Below are 13,361 nucleotides of genomic sequence, written 5' to 3' on the forward strand. Positions count from 1 at the left end.
CGTCATTACTTGAGAAAAGAGGAAACAAGGTTGCAAAAAAAAATAGTGTTAAGAAATAGTATCGCGGGTCTGCTTTTCTTTCTTTTGTTGCTTAGCATCTTGATTTGGCAGAATAATCAGTCTATTCACATTCGTCGATTAGCGGATGAAAATGAAGTGTTCGAAAAAATCGAGATTTTGGAAGAATGGCAGGAACGAATGACCCTTACAGGGACGACGATCCAACGATCCGTTCGGGTAATGAACGCTAGTGAAGTGCCAGTCTTTGTCCGAGCAAGCTTTGAAGAAGTGCTGCGCTATATCGCGCCAGACAGTGAGGAAGCAGCTTTTGAGCAGGCGGCAGATGCGAGTGATGCGCCAGACTTATTACCTGTACTGTCTCGCTTTGATGAAAACGAGATTTTAGCAAGAGGGTATCAGAACGTGACCCAGCAGATCCCAGAACTTATTGGAAATGCTCTTGATGGTCAAGTGATGGTTTGGATCAGCGATGAGACGATCGAAGAGTTGGCACCTACGCCTGCCTTGGATGCTTTCGATAGTGAAGAGATGCAGGAGCTATTGGGGGAATTAGACGCTGAAGGACAGGAAAATCCTGAGAACTTCTACGATCACACCGAAGGCAATGAAGAAATGGAGGAGCAACCGTCATCAGACTTGATCGATGGTCCGCCAGATCTCTGGCAAGAACCGGTCCTTGTCGAAGCGCACTTCAGCTATTCCTTTCGACGGGACCAACGACCGGTCATGCAGAAAATGAGTGGGGAACTGCTGCTGCTCAATCCTGCTGATCCGGTTGCTGAGTGGACCTTTGAAGCAGCGAACTTGACCTATAGTTATTATCTTGAAGGGTATCGTTATTTTGTTCGAAATTGGGCGGAGTCGCAGCTAGCCAGCCCCTTTTCCACCAATGAAGAACCTACGGGATTCACGTATCTCGGAGAACAGGGAACGATTGACCAGTCGTCATTTGATTACACGACGACAGAATCTGGGTTAGGCAGTGCCTTTCAATTGCCAGAGATGATCAGTGCGTTTCCTGATGCTGCTGGCTTGTATCCGACCCAAACGGTGAAAACGCTAAGCAGCTTTGTCTCTGAAAGTCCCGCCCAGATCGACTCAGAAGCCATCATGATCGAATTCGGCTCTTTGAGCGATTACCGTCAGATTGATCGAAATACTTGGATCTATAATCCCGATGATGGCTGGTTTTATTATAGTTTCCCTTTGGACCGATCCTATCAAAATGAAGACGGGTATGGCGTCACCCGTTCACTGATCGAACAAGTGATGATCGATACAAGTGTCGCAGACGATAGCCATCTTGCCTACGAACTTTTACCGAAAGTCGAAGTCATTCAGGCTTCTGATCGACAATCATTAAAGGAGGTCTTTCAGTTAGACAATGAACGGCCAGAGAGTGCCACTGCGATCATCTATCGGCATTTGCACTCACTTCAATAAGTTGCTAGAAAATAAGTCAAGGAGAGATTCACGTGAAAATGGTCATTGAAGAAATTGAATACCGTTATTTTCTTCAATACGGGAAGTATTTGGATTATTTCTACCAACAATACATGCAAGCGAATGTCGAAGATCCTGATGTTGAAAAAGGGATCGCCGAGATTCAGCGACTGGTTGAAGAAGAAAGGTATCATTATATCAGGGAACGAATCCGCATCACACGCAAAGCCAAAAAAAGTATTCCATTAGCTGACTACCCTGATTTCAATAAACTGATTCACTGGGGGTTCACCCTTAGCAAATTATCTTTTCTTGACCCAGATACAAGTATCAAACAGCTAGAAGAAAAGGATTCTCCTTGATCGGGGGCTAGGCAAAAAGCAGGTGATGAAACTGAAAAACGGCAGACAAGCACATAGAGTACTTGATGAATCAGGGTTCAGCCTTGTTGAGATCCTTGGAGCGATCGTCATTCTCGGGATCGCGATGGTCATGATCGCCATGCTGATCATCCAAAACAACCTGATCCTTAGCTACAATACCCGAATGGAAGAGGCCATCGCAGCACGAGATGACGTCAAGGAATGGCTAATCTACCGAGCGCAGACCCAAGATTTGGCGGATTTGAATATCGGGATCTTTACTGCTCGACCATCTTGGATGATGGTCGATCCAGATGACCCCTCAGAAGTTCGCAGACACCATTTGGTCCTCGATAATTCAGGGATCCAATACAATGCGCAAGGGCAACCGATGTATGAAGAAATCCCGATTGCTGTAGATGATCTCAATCGGGGACGGTTTATTCGCAAAGTGGTATACGATCATTCTGGCGCTCATTTGCCGCAGCCCTTGGCAAATTCGGAAGAAAATCGCCTCTATATGGGAACGTACTTGTCGGAGAATGAAGAGACCACCAACTATTTAGTCAAGGTCTCCATTCGTGAAGACCCTAGGCATGGACTGCGAGAAGATACTTATGATCGTCGGCAGCTGGGCATCGGACTTATTATTCAGGTCTTTGATAAACAAACGGGCGCATTTTTAACAGAAACGTATCTGCATTGGGTAGTTGACTATTGAAAAGGCTGGCTGTTCTTGCGGAAGTTGCAAAGGAGGGGCGCAGATGAAGCATCGATTACAGGATGAGCAAGGAGTCACGCTTGTCGAATTGTTAGGGGCGATCGTGATATTCGGCATCATCATTGCTCTCTTTTCTGGGACACTCTTTCTGATCGTCCAAGCCTCTGTCCGTCAAGGTCGAATTGCTGCCTTTCAAGGGATCGCGAATGAAATCATGGCGCAAGCAGACCAAATCGCCAAAATTGACGGCATCTATGAACATGCGGGGTATTTAGGAAAATATGATAGTCTTCTTTTCCACGAGGAACATATTGTCAAAACAATGCCCGAAGGAACCCTAGGGGCAGCAATTACGGAAGAGGGCAGTCCGCGAATGGTTGTGACGGATATCACAGATACCAACAATATCCGTGCCAGAGTCTATGATACGAAAGACCCTACCATCAAGTTAAAGATCATTCAACAAAAAAATGAGAATGAAGCGACGTTGACCCATCACTATACGCCTAATTATCGCGATACGTTCAGTATCCAGACCAAGTTTTTCGTTTTGTTTTACACCGAAACGATCAATTTTGCGGATTATTATGATGATTTGACTGGCTGGTGGCAGATGGAGGAGCTGGTCACTGATTACCACGAGCAGATTATCTATAAACGAGAATTTACGATCAATTATCGGGACAATGAGAAAGCAAGAGGGGGGGTACCGGGGAATGGACGATGGTAGAAAAAATGAAGCGGGGTTTGCGCTGATTTATGCTCTCGCGGCGATCATTCTTTCCTCTTTGATGATTGGCTTGGTTTTTCTAGTTGCTCGAAATGTCAATTCACAAATTCGAACGGTAGACAGCTTCCGTCGCGTGGAAGATGTACACGAATATTCCTTTCAACTCGCTTCTCAGGACCTAAAACTGAGAATAGATGATTTAATCACTCGAACCATGCGGTCTGGCGGCTTTTATTCTTATAATAATGAATGGATAGACCATCTAGAATCAGAGTTGGTATCTATTTTTGACCAGGTCGATGTGAATGAGACCATCGATAATACATTTGCTTTTACCTCCTCTGTCGTTGACTATCAATTCAACGAGATCGCTCCTTATGTAATGACGAAATCTGGTGGGGAGCAAGGATGGATCCAAGCAGCCTCGATGCTGCCAGATAAAACCAATCTTCAAATCATTATTCAAATTCAATCGCAAGTCACGGATCAGACGCAACTGGATGAAGGACAGCCGCGAGTACATACAGCTTCTGCCGAGTATATCTATGAAATGCAGCTTGAAGAAGAAGACCTCGAACAAAACCAAACACAGCTGGATATTTGGCGAAACATTTTTTATCCCTATTACTTACCCTCTACAGCAGGGCAAGCGGTATCCGCCGATACCTGGGTTCGAAAATTATTCGAAGTCGCTGATTTTCAGCGCGTACGCCCATCATTTGATTATCTCGCCTTTGAATCGGATGACTTCTTGCAATTCGGGTTTGCCAACAATGTCCTGCAAGATTTTCAAGATGGCAGATTTTTAGATTTTCGAACAAAGCCGATTCTTAATTGGCTGCATTTCGATGGTTCCTTTTTCTTTAATCATGGGATCCAGATGGAAGGACAGGGAAGCGGACAGTTTTCGGCAAAAAGTCTGCTTGCGATCCAGAATGATGGCGGACAGCCTAGTAACGGGTTGAACTTGATCAAAGACATCTTCTTGCAAGCGGGTCTAGGAATGTATATCGATTTGGGTAGTCGAGCGGGCAGCCGCTTGGTCCTATCACAAGCATATACGGATATCCTGGCTGGAAACCTATGGATCAACAATACCAATAGTTCGGCTTCGAGAGTTGAGCAAGAAGGGGTTCTCTTTGCTGAAGGCCATCTGAATGTTTCCGTAAATTCACCAGATGCGGGCTCTGGATTAGGCGAATTAAATAGCAATTATTTTAATTTCTATCATCGAGAAGCCACGAAACAGAATCCTGCTGCAGATGGTAGTTTGACGTTTATGAAGCCGTCGATGGTTCTGACGAGCAGCAATTTTTATGCGGGACCAGTCACGGAAGGCTCGATCGTGCATAGTACCGAAGATACGGAACGAAGGATTACTGTTTATGGTGATTTTATGCTGACGAATACGATGATGCCTAGTGGTGGAACAATCGATGATTTCTCGTATTTTCAGAATCAAAATCAATTCACGGTGCCCCATGACCCGTCAAGAATCACATTGGATGGCAGCAATACCATGATGGAGGTTCACGGGCTTTCATTTATCGATGCCCCGAAGACTGCTCGAAGACTGGCATTAGCAGAAGCAGGCAGCTCAGCTGTTTTTGATTCTTACTATGAAGATCCAGCGTATTGGAATCAAATCACCTTAAAAAATGGTGCTCAGCTGATCTTGGGTCATACAGGCGTTGAACCCTTTCATTTAGCTGTGGATAGAGAGTCGACCTTTGTCATGGAAATCCTGCCAGATTTGGCATTATTTGACCCGACTTTTTTAGCAACAGGGGCTCATAACCGTCGTCTTGAAGGAACAGTCGTTCTCGTACCTTACTATATGGATGACCAGGTGGAACTGGAAAATCAACTGCAACAATTAGGCGTCAATTATCGCGTCCGCGACTTTGAAAGTCAGGCGCAACCGGGGGAGGTAACGATCCTCAGAAGCTTTTTGGATCGAAACATGTGGTCTGATGATGAAGCATATTTAACCGTTACACGAATGTTTGACTATATCAACAAACTCGATTATTGAAAGGAGGGCGCCAGTTGCCGCAATCAAGTGAAAGAACGCCACGTAGAAAACCTAGAAGGCCTCTCAAAAAGTTAGAGAGCAGTCCAAGTTCAACCACCGCTGAGAAAACACAAACAGGCAACCTGTTTGACTTAGAGATCAGCTCAGAGGTTTTGTCCCTGATCCCCCGCTCGTTTGCCAAACAGCACAGCGTCTTTCCGTTAGAGAAAAAAGGCAATCGTTTGACCGTTGCGATGGCAAACCCTGGGGATTATGCGGCGATCAATGAAATGCGTTTGATCACTGGGTTATTGATTCGTCCGCAAAAAGCTCACAATGCCGATATCCAACAACTGATCGTTCGCGATTACCCTTCTGAGATCAGTTTGGATGGTTTGAACGACTCTCTCGTTGAAACCATCGATCCAGAGGGCGACTCAAAATTAGATGACTCGCCGATCGTCAAATTGGTCAATACCCTGCTGCAAGATGCAGTGGATCGGGGCGCCAGTGATATCCATTTCGATCCCCAAGAAAAAGGATTAGTTGTTCGCTTACGGGTCGATGGGGAGCTTCGCACCCATGAAAACTTGCCTAAGAGTATTCAGACCGGGGTTACTTCACGACTGAAAATCATTTCCTCCTTGGATATTACCGAAACACGTGTGCCACAAGATGGTCGGGCAATGATTCGTAACGGGGGCAATGTGGTTGATTTACGGGTCTCGGTTTTGCCTGTCATTCATGGGGAGAAAGTCGTGATTCGGGTGTTGGATCGCTCCAGTGGCATTCGGCGCCTCGATGAGTTTCGCTTTGAACCAAAGGTATTGGCAACCTTTAAAGCGATTTTGCATAAACCCCACGGGATCATTCTGGTCACTGGACCGACAGGATCAGGGAAATCATCTTCCTTGTATGCGGCGCTGCAAGAGTTGAACACGCCTGAGATCAATATTATCACCGTCGAAGACCCCGTAGAGTTTCAGCTGCAAGGCATCAACCAAGTGGCAGTCAACAGCAACGTCGGTTTGACCTTTTCCGCTGGGTTACGGTCGATCTTGCGGCAAGACCCCAATGTCGTGATGGTGGGAGAGATTCGGGATGGCGAAACGGCGGAGATTGCGATTCGGGCTTCCATGACTGGGCATTTGGTATTATCCACCCTTCATACCAATGATTCCGTCAGTACCATCAATCGCTTAGTCGATATGGGGGTAGAACCGTTTCTGGTCGCCAACGCGTTAGAAGGCATCTTAGCTCAACGGCTCGTCCGTACCCTTTGTTCTTCTTGTAAGACAGTAGGACCAGCCAGCGACAAGGACAAGCAGTTATTTGAATCCTATGGCATCACGGTTACGGAACTGGCACAGCCTGTGGGTTGTCCAAAGTGTGGCAATACGGGATTCAAAGGGCGAATGGCCGTCCAAGAGCTGTTGACGATCGATGCTAAGCTGCGCCGGATGATCACGAACAAAGCGACCAACGACCAGCTGATGGATTATGTTCAGGAACGAAAGATGCGCTTTTTGTTGGATGATGGGTTAGACAAAGTGCAACAAGGCTTTTCCACCATCGAAGAAGTCTTGAAGGTGGTCGCCGCAGAAGAGTGAGGCGCTGATTGATTTATCGGTGATCCAGGGATCACAGAAGAACTACATATATTGTTTTAAAAGGAAATGCACATAGAAAGGGGCTGGTTTAATGGATCAAACGAGAGTGGCAACACAAGAGCGAGCAACCAAAAGGGCGACGAGAGAAAAAACAGCTCCGACCCGTACCCGCATTCGGGAAAATCGTGAACTGAGAGAAAAAAAACGTGCCCGCAGTCGACAGAGCGATCAAGACCGACCTGTCTCGACACGGGAGATCATTCAAAAAGCAGAACGGCAAGCAGCGACAAAACCGACGACTGCCAGCAGTGCACAGGGCGTCAATCACAACGAAGCTGCGCAGTTTGCTGCCATGTCACCTAAAGAGCGGATCGATCATTGGCTGATGATTGCCGTCGAACAAAAAGCATCGGATATCCATTTAGTCGAAGGCGTACCGCCGATTTTTCGTCGCCACGGCGACTTGCTACCGATCGAAGGGGTGCCAACCATCGACACCAAGGACATCGAAGCCATTGCCGAAATCCTTTGCAACCAACGGCAATGGGAGGAATTCAAGGAAAAAGGCGAGACCGACTTGGCCTACGAATTAGGCGACATCTGCCGCTTTCGGGTCAATATTTTCCGCCAAAAAGATACCGTTTCGATCGCCTTGCGGCAGATCCCCATCGAGATCCCGAAATTAAGCAAACTTGGTATGCCGACTGTCTTGCGGACCCTGATCCATAAAAGCCAAGGGCTCTTCTTAGTTACAGGGCCGACCGGTTCAGGGAAATCAACGACACTGGCTGCGATGCTGGACTATTTGAATGACACCAAAAAGACGCATATTTTGACGTTGGAAGACCCGATCGAGTACATCCATAACCACAAAAAAAGCATCGTTGCCCAGCGGGAAGTCGGCAGCGACACCATGTCCTTTGGCAATGGCTTACGAGCGGCCCTGCGGCAAGACCCAGACGTCATCTTAGTAGGGGAGCTGCGGGATTTTGAAACGATCTCGATTGCCTTGACGGCAGCGGAAACGGGACACTTGGTGTTAGGAACCTTGCATACGTCAAGTGCCCCGGCGACCATTGAACGGATCGTCGATGTCTTTCCTGCCGATCAGCAGACTCAGATTCGCACCCAGCTTGCTGGCGCATTACTAGGGATCTTGTCCCAGCGCTTGCTGCCCACGATCGATGGCAACGGACGGGTAGCAGCAACCGAAATGATGCTCAATACCCGAGGGATCGCCAGCTTGATCCGTCAAGGGAAAACCCACCAGATCCATAATATGCTGCAGATGGGGAAAAACGAAGGCATGCATACCATGAGCGCTTCTTTAGAAGAACTGGTTGCTGCGGAACGGGTCGATGCCGATGTGGCAGATAACTTAATGGAGGAAGGGGGCGAATAGCCGATGGCACTCTTTGCCTATCAAGGCACCAATGTCCGAGGCGAAACGTTTTCTGGCAGCTTGCGTGCCAATTCCTCCGTCGAAGCCCGCCAAAAACTGCGCCAAAAGCACATCAAAGTCAACAGTTTGATCGAACAGCCAGAAACCTTGGCGAATAAAGAGATTCAACTCTTTACAAAAGTTTCGTTAAAACTGCTGGTAGGGTATTTACGCCAGTTTTCGACATTGATCGCTTCGGGGATCACGATCGTTGATGCCTCACGAATGCTAGAAGAGCAACAAAAAAACCCGAATTTCAAGAAAATTCTTGGTGAAGTTCGGGATGAGATTGATGGCGGACGCCCGCTCTCAGAAGCCTACAAAGATCATCCCAATGCCTTTCCGACACTTCTGACCAGTGTCATCGCTGTTTCGGAGATGTCTGGTTCACTGGAAGGAAATTTGAAGGATATGGCGGATTACTATGAAAAAAGCGCCGAAAACCGCAGCGGGATCGTCACCGCGATGGTTTATCCGATTATTCTAGTGATCTTAACCTTTATCGTAGCCATTATTTTATTAGTAACGATCGTCCCGATGTTTGTGGAAGTATTCGAAAGTTTTGACACAGATCTGCCGAAGATCACCGTCGCAACGATGGCGATCAGCGAGTTCCTTCAGACCAGAGGGTGGGTTTTAGCCGTCTCGATCGTCGGATTTTTCGTCGGACTGTGGATCGCGCGACGCAATCCAACCTTTGATTTCGCTTTTCAAAGTTTTCTATTACGCATTCCGCTGATGGGCGATATGATCACCAAAAATAGTTTTTCATTATTTATGACAACCATGTCGACATTGCTCAGCAGCTCCGTCGGTATGGTGACCGCCTTGAATATGAGTCGGGATGTCGTTTCCAATAAATACATCAAGCGAATCATCGATAATTGTGCCTTTCAAATTGAAGAAGGCGGCAAGATGAGCGATGTCTTTCGCGGCAACATGATGGTTCCGATGTTAGTGACCCAGATGGTCGAGATTGGTGAAAGTACTGGTTCCCTAGAGGACATGCTGAAGCGATTGAGTATCATCTATCAAAAAGAGGTCGATGAAACCAGTAAGCGACTGAAAACGATCATGGAACCGATTGTGATCTTAGTGATTTGTGTGATCGTTGGTTTGATCGTTTCGGCAATCATGATTCCGATGTTCGATCTTTTTGCAGCAATTCAAGGGTAATGATTTTGGTATTATCAAGCCACCTAGACGGCTTGTTTAATATATATGGAAGAAACAGGAGGAGTAAACACACTATGATTGATGCAATTTTAGCAGAAGAAACAACAGACAATCGATTGAATAAATTATTGAAAGACGAGCGCGGCCTCTCTTTGGTCGAGTTGCTGGCAGTAGTCGTTATTTTAGCGATCATCGCTGGGATCGGGGTTATTGCGATTGGGAACGTGATTCAAAATTCTCGTGAAGATGCAGTTATCTCTGAGGTACAGCAAGCGTACGCAGCAGCAGTATTATATCACTCAACAACCCCTAGCTTAAATAGTACTTCAGCAGCAGCTACTACATTTACATTGCTTGATGTAATGGATGCAGGCCTAATGAATAGTACTTTATGGGGAACTTCGACAGGGGGAGATTCACCTACAGGAGCTGGAAGAGTAGTATTTACAATTGCACAAAACGGTTCGTTAACCATGACAGTTCCTGCAGGAGCTTTGATGGCTGGACAAGAGCCAAATAATGCCCTTACAAATGCAACTCAAAATGACATTAATTCACTGACCCGTGATGATTTCTTCCGTGAAAATGCTGGCGGCGGTGGCGGCAGCTAAAAACACCTTAAGTCACTAACCTGACCTAAGGTGTACGGCAACTCAACCCCCCAGGAAAAAAGGAGTTTTTTATGAACGAAATTTTGCAACAGATCCCAATGGGCCTAATCATTGGTTATCTTTTCATCATAGGAATGTGTCTAGGTTCTTTTTTCCTAGTGGTTGGTTGGCGGGTTCCCAAAAAGGAATCCCTGCTGACTCGCTCGCACTGTGATGACTGCCAACAGACATTAGGTGCAAGGGATCTCATTCCAGTTTTATCATACCTTATTTTAAAAGGCAAGTGTCGCAAGTGTCAAAAAAAGATCCCACTGATTGCTTTTCTTTATGAAGTGTTGATCGGCATGCTATTTACGATTACGACCTTGCTGTTTTGGGGCACTGCTGAAGTGATTGCCGCTTGGTGTTTATTAGCCTTATTAGCCATTATTTCTGCCAGCGACATCTTCTATCAGCTGATCCCCAATAAAGTGTTAGCCCCTTTTTTCGCTGGAGGGATCGGTTTACGGTTGATCCAACCGCAAAATGAATTTTGGTGGTATTGGCTCGTTGGCTTCTTTGCTGGCTTCTTGCCATTGTATCTCTTAGCCGAGCTCAGTAAAAAAGGCATGGGTGGCGGCGATATCAAATTATTTGCCGTCTTAGGGGTGTATATCGGCCCAGTGCAAGTCTTGACCGTTTTATTTGTCGCTTCTTGCTTGGCAGTGATCTTTTACGTGATCCAAATGCTACGGGGCAAAGTCAAAAGCCGCTACATTGCTTTTGGTCCCTTTATCGCCATTGCTACTGGCATGGTTTATCTTGGCAGCGGCTGGTTCCTTTGAATCGGGTTGCTGACCTTGGCGTTTGCTTGGTTTGCTAAGCAAGCGTTGTACATAGAAATAACGTTGGCTCCTTCATAAAAACCAATAAGAAGAAAGCAGGTCCTCGTATGTTTGGCAAAAAAACAATTCCCCGCTTAGTTGGGATCGACATCCAAAAAAACTGCATCCGTTACTGTACCAAAAAAGGTGACCGCCTCAAATACGGCGAGCTGGTCGTGAATGGTACGATTTTTAAAGATGATAAGCTGCGCAATCCTGATAGTCTTGAAGCCGCCTTCAATGAGATTGCCAAACGCTTGGGATTACGCACGATGAGTGTGGTGATCACGGCGCTAAATTCTCGTCTATTGATCAAGCAGATCCCTATCGGCAAGATGAACTCGGAAAAAGAGATTCGCGAGTATTTGTATTTTGAATTGGGGGAGTCCATCTCCTTGCCTTTTGAAAACCCGATTTTTGATTTACTGATTCTAGGCAAAGGCAACAAGCAAAAAGTGCCAAAAGAGAAAAAGAAAAGAGCCAACAAGAAGGAAGAAAAAGGAGAGCCGCAAGCTGTGGTCATCCAGCGGAATCGGTTTACCATCAATGGCAATGTGCCAGTCGTGGTCACATCAGAGCCGATTTTGATTCAACTCGGCGACACATTGAAAAAAGGCGGCCATCAGCTGATGGGCGTCGATTGCAGTTTTCTGGCGTATAGTCGCATATTTCAGCGACAGATCAACTGGAGTGAAAATTTCGTGCTGGTCGAGTTAGATGCTGGCATCGCCAATATTACCTTTTTTGAAGAATTGGTGCCGACCTACCTGCAGTATGAAGATTATAATCAAGCCAACTGGAAATATATTGAAAAAGCCCAATCTGTGCAAGTAAACTTTAGGGAAAGCGCGGAGATCCAAGCACTGGAAGGGTTGGCAGAAACCCTGAATTCGGTCATTGCTTACTATTATCAGGAAATCTCGCCTGATTGTGAATTGAAAAAAATCTACTTAGTCGGCGGTCATCCAATGCTGCGCAAAGAAGTCCAAGAAATTTTTCACGACGTATCTTCTTTGCCAGTCAAAATGATTTCTGCAAAAGTAAGTGAAACCAGCAAGAAAAAAATTCCCGACCGCTATGTCTTGGCTTCGGGATTAGCGACGAAAGAGGTGTAACCATGAACATCAATCTATTGCCTAATAAATTTATTCGTAATCGGGCGTTTGAAGTCATTCTTTCGGTTTCACTTCTCCTTTCGTTAGTTGTCGTTGGGGTTTGTGGGTTAGGCTTTTGGTATTATCAACGTTTGGTGACCAATAATCAAAGCAATATCATGTCTAGTCAAGCAGAGCGCATCGTCTTTCAGCGCCAGTTAGAAGAGATGCTGGCGTCAAAATCTCAAGATCTGCAAGAATTCATCGCCCTGCAAAAGCAAGAAAAATATTTCACGGCACCTATTATGGAGACTTTTGAAGAAGTGGCATCAGGGATCGATGTGACCATCAATTCGTACAATTTGCTGCTAAATGGCGATGGGGGAATGTCCGAAACAGCCCAAGACGGCACCCCATTGTTTCCTTTGGTGAACATGGCAGTCCAAGGGGATGTTTATGAAAGTCTGATTCGCCTTAAATCAGCTTTTGAAGCAATCGATTGGGTACATTATGTGACCTATCAATCCTTCTCTCATAGTTCAACGCCGCAAGATGGGCGCATCACTGTTTACCTTTCACGAATCGATGCACCACAAGTGTTCAGTGAAGACAGCGAAGAAGAAAGCGAGGTGGAAGCGGATGACTAGAGTCTTTTTCTCCAAAAAACACATCATCATCTCCGCGGTGATTGCATTAGTTCTCGCTACCTCCGTACTTATTTTCTGGCTATTTTTACTGAATCCCAAACGTGCCGAAGGGATCGAATTGGCTCAGGAATTAGCTGGGATCGAAGCTGAGATCCGCGACATTCAAGAACAGCTGGTCTACCTGCAAGGGGAACCAGACCTTCTTTCTTCAGAGACGGTCAATGAGGTGCCGATCATTCCCAATGGCATGGCGATCGAGTCTTATTTTACCGATCTCGCTGCTCTTGAAACGGAATTGCCGATCACGATTTTGCAATCGACCTTTAATGAGGAGATGCTTTATCCTACACCAGAACAAATGGCGGATCAGACTGGTGACAATCCTTTGGCGACGCAATTTCGGGTCACAAGGATCGGTTTTGACCTCCTGAGTGACACGAATGAAGGAATCGTGCGTTTTATTGACCGGATGGAAAACCTGAATCGCTTTTTAAAAGTTGAATCAGTCGAATATCGGCAAGGAAACAATACGTCAGGAGCAGATGCGTTTTCGGCAAGTGTCGTTATCAAGCTATATTATCTATCAAGCTTTGAAACGGGACAAGAACTGTTGGAGTAATCAAAAGAA

General features: G+C 46.1%; 13 protein-coding genes. All 13 read left to right on the plus strand.

Annotated features, from left to right (window positions below):
- The first annotated feature begins 9 nt into the window (after positions 1 to 9).
- The 13 genes from ACTW1R_RS06145 to ACTW1R_RS06205 all read left to right on the plus strand — a co-directional run bounded on the left by ACTW1R_RS06145 (position 10) and on the right by ACTW1R_RS06205 (position 13,352).
- Entirely contained in the window at positions 10 to 1,464 is a 1,455-nt protein-coding gene (locus ACTW1R_RS06145; protein ID WP_489927526.1) for a hypothetical protein, read from the plus strand.
- 38 nt (positions 1,465 to 1,502) lie between these two features.
- A complete protein-coding gene (locus ACTW1R_RS06150) occupies positions 1,503 to 1,826 on the plus strand; it encodes a hypothetical protein (protein ID WP_375806526.1) in 324 nt (107 codons plus the stop codon).
- Between the two features lie 25 nt (positions 1,827 to 1,851).
- Entirely contained in the window at positions 1,852 to 2,547 is a 696-nt protein-coding gene (locus tag ACTW1R_RS06155) for a type IV pilus modification PilV family protein (RefSeq protein WP_074931860.1), read from the plus strand.
- A gap of 43 nt (positions 2,548 to 2,590) precedes the next feature.
- Positions 2,591 to 3,277 (plus strand): type II secretion system protein, encoded by a 687-nt coding sequence (locus ACTW1R_RS06160; RefSeq protein ID WP_086338412.1) that lies wholly within the window; start codon positions 2,591 to 2,593, stop codon positions 3,275 to 3,277.
- The gene (locus ACTW1R_RS06165) at positions 3,264 to 5,312 is read left to right on the plus strand and encodes a type II secretion system protein (RefSeq protein WP_375806329.1); all 2,049 of its coding nucleotides are present in this window, start codon (positions 3,264 to 3,266) and stop codon (positions 5,310 to 5,312) included. The genes ACTW1R_RS06160 and ACTW1R_RS06165 overlap by 14 nt, the downstream gene beginning before the upstream one ends.
- 14 nt (positions 5,313 to 5,326) lie before the next feature.
- Complete coding sequence (locus tag ACTW1R_RS06170; RefSeq protein WP_270290485.1) at positions 5,327 to 6,901, plus strand: GspE/PulE family protein; 1,575 nt, start codon at positions 5,327 to 5,329, stop codon at positions 6,899 to 6,901.
- 91 nt (positions 6,902 to 6,992) lie between these two features.
- Positions 6,993 to 8,303: a type IV pilus twitching motility protein PilT gene (locus ACTW1R_RS06175; protein ID WP_270290484.1), complete on the plus strand. Its 1,311-nt coding sequence runs from the start codon at positions 6,993 to 6,995 to the stop codon at positions 8,301 to 8,303.
- Between the two features lie 3 nt (positions 8,304 to 8,306).
- A complete protein-coding gene (locus ACTW1R_RS06180) occupies positions 8,307 to 9,518 on the plus strand; it encodes a type II secretion system F family protein (RefSeq protein ID WP_016610395.1) in 1,212 nt (403 codons plus the stop codon).
- 74 nt (positions 9,519 to 9,592) lie between these two features.
- The gene (locus tag ACTW1R_RS06185) at positions 9,593 to 10,129 is read left to right on the plus strand and encodes a type II secretion system protein (RefSeq protein ID WP_489927527.1); all 537 of its coding nucleotides are present in this window, start codon (positions 9,593 to 9,595) and stop codon (positions 10,127 to 10,129) included.
- Positions 10,130 to 10,200: 71 nt separating this feature from the next.
- Positions 10,201 to 10,953, plus strand: coding sequence for a prepilin peptidase (locus ACTW1R_RS06190; protein WP_144808452.1), 753 nt, complete (start codon positions 10,201 to 10,203; stop codon positions 10,951 to 10,953).
- A 107-nt stretch (positions 10,954 to 11,060) separates the two neighbouring features.
- Positions 11,061 to 12,107: a type IV pilus biogenesis protein PilM gene (gene pilM / locus ACTW1R_RS06195; protein ID WP_270290482.1), complete on the plus strand. Its 1,047-nt coding sequence runs from the start codon at positions 11,061 to 11,063 to the stop codon at positions 12,105 to 12,107.
- 2 nt (positions 12,108 to 12,109) lie between these two features.
- Positions 12,110 to 12,733: a hypothetical protein gene (locus ACTW1R_RS06200; RefSeq protein ID WP_123833833.1), complete on the plus strand. Its 624-nt coding sequence runs from the start codon at positions 12,110 to 12,112 to the stop codon at positions 12,731 to 12,733.
- The gene (locus ACTW1R_RS06205) at positions 12,726 to 13,352 is read left to right on the plus strand and encodes a hypothetical protein (protein WP_016610389.1); all 627 of its coding nucleotides are present in this window, start codon (positions 12,726 to 12,728) and stop codon (positions 13,350 to 13,352) included. The genes ACTW1R_RS06200 and ACTW1R_RS06205 overlap by 8 nt, the downstream gene beginning before the upstream one ends.
- Positions 13,353 to 13,361 lie beyond the last annotated feature (9 nt).

This window comes from Enterococcus sp. R12 (assembly GCF_058135755.1).

Bases quoted from the DNA above. Each gene is read 5' to 3' on its own strand.
- ACTW1R_RS06175 (WP_270290484.1), top strand. From the start codon at position 6,993: ATGGATCAAACGAGAGTGGCAACACAAGAGCGAGCAACCAAAAGGGCG.
- ACTW1R_RS06180 (WP_016610395.1), top strand. From the start codon at position 8,307: ATGGCACTCTTTGCCTATCAAGGCACCAATGTCCGAGGCGAAACGTTT.
- ACTW1R_RS06155 (WP_074931860.1), top strand. From the start codon at position 1,852: ATGAAACTGAAAAACGGCAGACAAGCACATAGAGTACTTGATGAATCA.
- ACTW1R_RS06160 (WP_086338412.1), top strand. From the start codon at position 2,591: ATGAAGCATCGATTACAGGATGAGCAAGGAGTCACGCTTGTCGAATTG.
- pilM (WP_270290482.1), top strand. From the start codon at position 11,061: ATGTTTGGCAAAAAAACAATTCCCCGCTTAGTTGGGATCGACATCCAA.
- ACTW1R_RS06200 (WP_123833833.1), top strand. From the start codon at position 12,110: ATGAACATCAATCTATTGCCTAATAAATTTATTCGTAATCGGGCGTTT.
- ACTW1R_RS06165 (WP_375806329.1), top strand. From the start codon at position 3,264: ATGGACGATGGTAGAAAAAATGAAGCGGGGTTTGCGCTGATTTATGCT.
- ACTW1R_RS06185 (WP_489927527.1), top strand. From the start codon at position 9,593: ATGATTGATGCAATTTTAGCAGAAGAAACAACAGACAATCGATTGAAT.
- ACTW1R_RS06190 (WP_144808452.1), top strand. From the start codon at position 10,201: ATGAACGAAATTTTGCAACAGATCCCAATGGGCCTAATCATTGGTTAT.
- ACTW1R_RS06205 (WP_016610389.1), top strand. From the start codon at position 12,726: ATGACTAGAGTCTTTTTCTCCAAAAAACACATCATCATCTCCGCGGTG.
- ACTW1R_RS06150 (WP_375806526.1), top strand. From the start codon at position 1,503: ATGGTCATTGAAGAAATTGAATACCGTTATTTTCTTCAATACGGGAAG.